This is a genomic window from Bradyrhizobium sp. S69 (assembly GCF_009766005.1).
In the GTDB taxonomy this organism is placed as follows: domain Bacteria; phylum Pseudomonadota; class Alphaproteobacteria; order Rhizobiales; family Xanthobacteraceae; genus Bradyrhizobium.
The window spans coordinates 172,825-179,184 of sequence record NZ_LMUK01000038.1 but is presented as its reverse complement, the minus strand read 5'-3'; the positions used below and the strand labels follow the sequence as shown (position 1 = coordinate 179,184).

At 62.5% G+C, this 6,360-nt stretch carries 5 protein-coding genes and 1 pseudogene; all 6 read right to left on the bottom strand.

Translation table 11 applies throughout. The features are described from left to right. Window positions 1–155: 155 nt before the first annotated feature. The 6 genes and pseudogenes from trbE to GSQ88_RS15590 all read right to left on the bottom strand — a co-directional run bounded on the left by trbE (window position 156) and on the right by GSQ88_RS15590 (window position 6,224). Window positions 156–2,597, bottom strand: coding sequence for a conjugal transfer protein TrbE (trbE, locus tag GSQ88_RS15615; protein WP_159008626.1), 2,442 nt, complete (start codon window positions 2,595–2,597; stop codon window positions 156–158). Window positions 2,598–2,601: 4 nt separating this feature from the next. Next, complete coding sequence (locus GSQ88_RS15610; protein ID WP_044592044.1) at window positions 2,602–2,871, bottom strand: VirB3 family type IV secretion system protein; 270 nt, start codon at window positions 2,869–2,871, stop codon at window positions 2,602–2,604. Continuing rightward, window positions 2,871–3,161, bottom strand: a complete 291-nt coding sequence (locus GSQ88_RS15605; RefSeq protein WP_246784836.1) for a TrbC/VirB2 family type IV secretion system protein — start codon at window positions 3,159–3,161, stop codon at window positions 2,871–2,873. Before GSQ88_RS15605 ends, GSQ88_RS15610 begins: the two co-directional genes overlap by 1 nt. Window positions 3,162–3,196: 35 nt before the next feature. Next, window positions 3,197–4,117 (bottom strand): annotated as a pseudogene (trbB, locus tag GSQ88_RS15600) (P-type conjugative transfer ATPase TrbB). Between the two features lie 452 nt (window positions 4,118–4,569). Then, window positions 4,570–4,869 carry a hypothetical protein gene (locus tag GSQ88_RS15595; protein ID WP_159008624.1) on the bottom strand — a complete coding sequence of 100 codons (300 nt, stop codon included), beginning with the start codon at window positions 4,867–4,869 and terminating at the stop codon, window positions 4,570–4,572. Continuing rightward, window positions 4,866–6,224 (bottom strand): hypothetical protein, encoded by a 1,359-nt coding sequence (locus GSQ88_RS15590; RefSeq protein ID WP_159008623.1) that lies wholly within the window; start codon window positions 6,222–6,224, stop codon window positions 4,866–4,868. The genes GSQ88_RS15595 and GSQ88_RS15590 overlap by 4 nt, the downstream gene beginning before the upstream one ends. Window positions 6,225–6,360: the final 136 nt, after the last annotated feature.

Here is a 6,360-nt window from a genome sequence, read left to right as displayed (position 1 = left end):
GATCTGATTATTGATCTGCTGCAACGCGCGAGCGGCCGTCAGCACGTTCTGCGCGTAGTTGTTGGGATCGAACACCACGACCTGCGCCGAAGACGGGGTACCCACTGAGACGATCGAGAGCGCGACAGCCGACGCCATCACAAGATGACGGATCCTCATGACAATGATCCTCCAGCCGAGAGATTTGGGATGATGTCGGCAGCCCACCCGACGCCGCGGTGAGCAAGCCAGCCGGCAACGAAACTGTCGCGGCCATGTTCGGCGAGGACCTTTTCGATCGCAGCCTGATCGGACTTGGATGAGGCAGCGGTAAAAGCCAGCGCGACCTTGCCGAGCCCGAGCTCAAACAGCCGGTTGCCGCGCCGCGACTGGCAGTAGTAATCCCGCTTCGGCGTCGCCCGGGCGAGGATCTCGATCTGACGGTCGTTCAAACCGAATCGGCGATAGATGGCCGTAATCTGCGGCTCGATCGCCCGCTCATTTGGCAGGAACAGCCGCGTCGGACAACTCTCAATGATGGCCGGTGCAATGGCCGAACCGTCGATGTCGGAAAGCGACTGCGTGGCAAAAATGACCGACGCATTCTTCTTGCGCAGAGTCTTCAACCATTCCCGGAGCTGTCCAGCGAAGCCTTTATCATCGAGCGCAAGCCAGCCTTCGTCGATGATCAACAGGGTCGGCCGGCCATCGAGGCGTCCCTCAATCCGATGGAAGAGATAGGCGAGAACCGCGGGCGCTGCAGCGGTCCCAATCAGGCCCTCGGTTTCAAACGCCTGGACTTCGGCCTCTCCCAACCGCTCGGCCTCGGCATCGAGCAGGCGGCCGTAAGGACCGCCCAAGCAATAAGGTTGCAGCGCCCGCTTGAGTCCTTGCGATTGCAGCAGCACCGACAGACCGGTCAAAGTGCGCTCGGCGATGGGCGCGGAGGCCAGTGATGACAGCGCGGACCAAAGATGGTCTTTTGCTTCTGGCGTGATGCTGATCTTTTCCCGCTCGAGGATGTTTGCGATCCATTCCGCGGCCCAGCCCCGTTCCGCGGCATCGTCGATCAAGGCCAGGGGCTGCAGCGCGACCGGTTCGCTCGCATCATCGGACAATGCGCCGCCGAGATCGTGCCAATCGCCATTCATCGCGAGTGCCGCCGCGCGGATAGAACCGCCGAAGTCGAACGCAAATATCTGGCTTCCCGCATAGCGCCGGAATTGCATCGCCATCAGCGCCAGCAGTACCGATTTGCCGGCGCCGGTAGGACCCACCACCAGCGTGTGCCCGACATCGCCGACATGCAACGAGAAGCGGAACGGGGTTGAACCTTCGGTCTTGCCGAATAACAGAGGCGGTGCATCGAAATGCTCGTCACGCACCGGCCCCGCCCAAACCGCCGACAGCGGAATCATGTGGGCGAGATTGAGCGTCGAGACCGGCGGTTGCCGCACGTTGGCGTAGGCGTGTCCGGGAAGCGAGCCGAGCCAGGCTTCCACGGCGTTGACGCTCTCCGCCATACAGGTGAAGTCGCGCCCCTGGATGACTTTCTCGACTAGGCGCAGCTTTTCATCGGCGACGCGCGGGTCGTCATCCCATACTGTTACGGTCGCAGTGACGAACGCCTGCCCGATCGCATCTGATCCGAGTTCCTGCAGCGCGGCATCGGCGTCCATCGCCTTATTGTGGGCGTCGGTATCGACGAGCGCCGAGGCCTCATTGGTCATCACCTCCTTGAGGATCGCGGCGATCGATTTGCGTTTGGCAAACCATTGGCGTCGGATCTTGACCAGCAGCCTGGTGGCGTCGGTCTTGTCCAGCATGATCGCGCGGGTCGACCACCGATAGGCGAAAGCCAGCCGATTGAGTTCGTCCAGAATCCCCGGCGTCGTGGCGGTCGGGAACCCGACGAGGGTGAGAATGCGCAGATGCTTGTCGCCGAGCGACGGCTCAAGGCCGCCAGTAAGTGGTTGGTCGGCCAGCAATGCATCGAGATACATCGGGATCTCGGGCACGCGAACGCGCTGGCGGTTGGTCGAGACGGTTGAATGCAGGTAGGTCAGGGTTTGCGTGTCATCGAGCCACCGGATCTCGGGCATGAAGCCCTCGACGAGTTGGAGTACGCGGTCGGTGCGATCGATAAAACCGCGCAAGACTTCGCGGGCATCCGCGCCTTCCTGGCGATCGCGTCCTTCGTAAAGAAATCGCTCGGCCCGAGCGGCGTCTTCAGGTGGCGGAAGATAAAGGAAGGTCAGAAAAAAACTCGACTCGTAGTGAGCGCCCTCCTCCTCAAATTCTTCACGACGTTCCAGGTCGACCAGGGCTGAAGCCACATCGGGAAATTGACTTATCGGATATCGGCCGGCGGCATGACGCTGGGCCTCGACGAAGACGGCCCAGCCTGAACCGAGCCGTCGGAAGGCGTTGTTGAGGCGGCCGGCGACGCCGACCAGTTCGGCCGGCACCGCGGAATCCAGATCCGGCCCTCGAAATTTCGCAGTACGCTGGAACGAGCCGTCTTTATTAAGGACCACCCCTTCATCGACCAGCGCGGCCCAGGGCAGGAAATCTGCCAGCTGCGTGGTCGAGCGGCGGTATTCTACGAGGTTCATCATGGCTTCAAATCCCCAAATAGCCGGCGATGCGAAGGTGCCGGCGCACCACGTCGACGAATTGTGGATCGCGCTTCGCGGCCCACACCGCGGCAGCCTGCCCCATCACTCCCAACAGGATTCCAGCGATCCACAGCCGCAGACCGAGACCGAGTGCTGCCGCCAGCGTGCCGTTGAGGATGGCGACTGCACGCGGCGCGCCGCCAAGCAGGATCGGTTCGGTCAGGGCGCGATGCACCGGCACACTGAAGCCAAGGATCGGTTCGGATCCTTCCATCACACCAGTACTCCGCCACCGAAGGAGAAGAACGACAGGAAGAAGGAGCTCGCCGCGAATGCGATCGACAGACCGAAGACGATCTGGATCAGCCGCCGGAAACCGCCCGACGTATCGCCAAAGGCCAACGAGAGACCCGTAACGATGATGATGATCACTGCGAGGATCTTAGCGACAGGGCCTTCAACCGATTGCAGGATTTGGTTGAGCGGCTGCTCCCACGGCATGTTTGAGCCGGCCGCCCAGGCAGGGATTGAAGTGAAAGAGATGGTGCAGGTGATTGCCGCCATTGCGACATAACGATCGATACGACGAAGTTCTTGGTTCATGGTTGATCTCCAGCAGCGTGAAGGACGTAGTCGCCGTTGGAGCCAAGCCCCTCGACACAGGCGAGCTCGGCGAGACGCCGATTGGACCCGCGACCGGCCAGTACGGCGATGAATTGAATGGTCTCGGCGATGAGCGCGCGGGGTACGGTGACGACCGCTTCCTAAATCAGTTGCTCCATCCTGCGGAGCGCGCCCAGTGCAGAACCCGCATGGATGGTGCCCACGCCACCCGGATGGCCGGTGCCCCAGGCTTTCAGCAGATCGAGCGCTTCCGCGCCGCGCACCTCGCCGATCGGGATGCGATCCGGCCGCAACCGCAGCGAAGAGCGGACCAGATCGGAAAGCGAGGCGACGCCATCCTTGGTACGCAACGCCACGAGGTTCGGGGCCTTGCATTGGAGTTCGCGGGTGTCCTCGATCAGCACGACCCGATCGGTGGTCTTTGCGACTTCGGCCAGCAGCGCATTGGTGAGTGTGGTCTTGCCAGTCGAGGTGCCACCGGCCACCAGGATATTGCGGCGATCCGCGACTGCCGCGCGCAACGTCTCGGCCTGCCCCGCGCGCATGATGCCGGCGGCGACATAGTTGTCGAGGGTAAAGACCGCGACAGCGGGTTTGCGGATCGCGAAAGCCGGGGCCGCCACGACCGGCGGAAGCAAGCCCTCAAACCGCTCGCCCGTTTCCGGCAACTCGGCCGAAACGCGCGGCGAACCCGGATGCACCTCGGCACCGACATGGTGCGCGACGAGGCGTACGATCCGCTCGCCATCGTTTGGCGACAAACGTTCGCCGGTATCGACAAGACCGCCTGCCAACCGATCGATCCAGAGCCGACCGTCGGGATTAAGCATGACCTCGACGACCTCAGGATCTTCCAGGAACAGCGCGATGGCTGGACCAAGTGCGGTGCGCAGCATGCGTGCGCCACGCGAGGTCGCTTCCTGGTTAAGATGGTGGATCGCCACTTGTGCCCCCAGCATGGCCCGCGAGTTGCGGTCGTGATGTCGGGGATGATTAGAAGAGGCAGGATGTGTGATCGCGCAACAAGATCGGATCAGGCGTAGTGCTCTGGCGTAGAAAAGCAGGGCGACGGCGGGATCGTCTAGGAGGAACTATCTCGATCTGATGCGCCTTCCGTAGGACTCGCGTCTTGCGATATTTCCTGGGCTAGGCTTTGGCGTGGGGTTCACGCAGTCGAGGTGCCGTATGACAAGAAATATGCAGCCGATGGCACAAAACGCATCTATAGGAGCGACGGCAAAGGTCGCGGTAACAAGCTGTGGCGTTGGACGTCCCTATCCGCAGCCAAGAGCGCGCGAAAGTTACCTTTGGATCCGAGACGGATTTCGCCATTCGCACCGGATGGACCTTAGCGACTAGCTGACGATGTCCGTTGTTCGGGGCGAACCGGAAATCGGATTTCGAGGACCGCGGGCCCGTTGATGACCCAAAGCGGAAATAAAGCAGCGGTCCAGCGCGGATTTGCGGACGCTGGCTTCTTTATGCAAACGGTAGCGCTCGACTTCGCATTTGGTGGGCAGTTCCAGTTGCTATCGAAGCCTAGGTTATTGAACGGCCCGGCGGCGGCGCCGAACTGCAGGCAGAACTGGAGGAGGAAGCGCAGGGCCGGCAGTTCGTCGTTGCTCAGCACGTCGGGACTGTCGGTCATGGCAGGGATCCCGCGATGGTCTTGCGCGCCGCGTCGAGGGCGTCCCCGGTGTCGGTCTTTCGCGCGTAAAACTGGGCGTCGATGGCGGCATAGGCGTCCTGCAGCGGATACGACGTATCGGCCTGCAGGATCTTGACCTGCGGCGCCAGCGCGGTGGCGATCAGCTTGCCGGCATCGGATGCAGGCAGGATGCCGGCACAGTCGCTGACGAACTGTTGCAGCTGAGCGTGAGTATTGGCACTCCCCAGCGGGTCGGCGAGATTCATCAGCACGAGATAGATCAGCTGATTGATGAAAAAGTCCTTGTCATATTCCTTCGATGGCGCATGCGCGTACGCGATCGTATGGGCCAGACGCGCGCTGTCGGCGTCGCCGCACGCCAGCGCGATCAGCAGGTGCAGCAGAAAGAAATACTGATCGCCCGACAACGCCGACGAGTCACGCAGCAACGCCTTGGCCTCGTCGGTTAGCGTGCCCCCCCAGGCCGGCGCCGTGGCGGCCTGCACGGCGGGAAAATCGGTCCACTTCGCCAGCACGCCCTCGGCGGCGTTGACGGCATCGTTGCCGTCCGTGATTGCCAAGTTCGGAAAAGTGTTGTCGGGCGTCGAGATGACGGGGCCGGATGCGCGGTGGATCACCTCGGGCGGCGGCGCCGCGGCCCAGGCCTGCATGATGTCGTCCGTCGCCTGTTTCCAAACCGGCGACGTCGGCCGCCGCACGACCGTCTTGGCGTGGTCGGCCACCAAGCGCTTGTCGTCATCGCTGAAGTCGCTCCACTGGCTCGCCCACGCCTGCAGGACGTCGTTGGTGAACCCGTCCCTCCAAGTGGTGATCGGGTCGACGGATGGCACGGTTGCGAACTCGAAAATGATGGGAATGTATTGGGCGGTGTTCATGGCCGCCCACGTGCCGATCCGGCTGTCCTGGTAAATCCAGTCGTAGCCGTTAGCAAAGAGGTCCCACATGTCCTTCCACGTATCGGAGCGGACATGCAGATAACTATAGGCGTCGGGCCAGACACCGCCGCGGAATCCTTGCATGAAATTGTCACCGATCTTGCAGCCCACGCTGTAGGCGTAAACGACATACAGGTGCTTGAAGGAGAGTTGCGCGCCGGGGACAGCCTGGCTCGGGACATCCATCAGGAGCGTGAAATACTTGTCGACGAAGGCCTTGAAGGTCTGATTCTCGAGCTCCTCGTAGGCGGCGTCGAGCGAAGACAGCGCGCCGCAACAGGCGCGCCACTGGCCGGCATTGAGCGGCCCGGCGGCGGGGCCGAACCGCGAGCAGAAGCCGAGGAGGAAGCGCACGGCCGGCAGTTCGGCGTTGCTCAGCACGTCGGTATTGTCGGTCATCGCAGGGATCCCGCGATGGTCTGGCGCGCCGCGTCGAGGGCGTCGCCGGTGTCGGTCTTTCGCGCGTAAAACTGGGCGTCGATGGCCGCATAGGCGTCCTGCAGCGGATACGACGTATCGGCCTGCAGGATCTTGG